The organism is Flavihumibacter cheonanensis (assembly GCF_022352215.1).
Classification (GTDB): Bacteria; Bacteroidota; Bacteroidia; order Chitinophagales; family Chitinophagaceae; genus Flavihumibacter; species Flavihumibacter cheonanensis.
In genome coordinates, this window is sequence record NZ_JAKRWF010000176.1 from 1 (window position 1) to 283 (window position 283).

The 283-nt window shown below is 62.5% G+C and carries 1 protein-coding gene; it reads left to right on the plus strand.

Features of this window, described 5'->3' with window-relative positions; genetic code table 11:
- A partial coding sequence (locus MD536_RS21595) for a hypothetical protein (RefSeq protein ID WP_239603851.1) occupies nt 1-283 on the plus strand: 283 nt, incomplete at both ends.

Here is a 283-nt window from a genome sequence, read left to right on the forward strand (position 1 = left end):
ATTCGCCTGTGGAACCTGTACCGCAGCGGTTTCTTTGCCAGCCCGCTGCGCCTGGGGCAGGTAGCTACCGAGAGCAGCTATCCTATCCTGACCATCAGTCCGGACAGTCGCTGGCTGTTTTACGTCAATTCGCTGTGGGACCTGGCGCCGCTGGCGCGCGAGCAGGATACGGAACAGCTCAGGCTGGGGGATATAGAAGCTGTGGTGGCCGTGTTCAGTCCGGATAGCCGCTGGCTGGCCATCGCCTCCAAACCGGGACGCTATCTGCTGGACACGCGCAGCC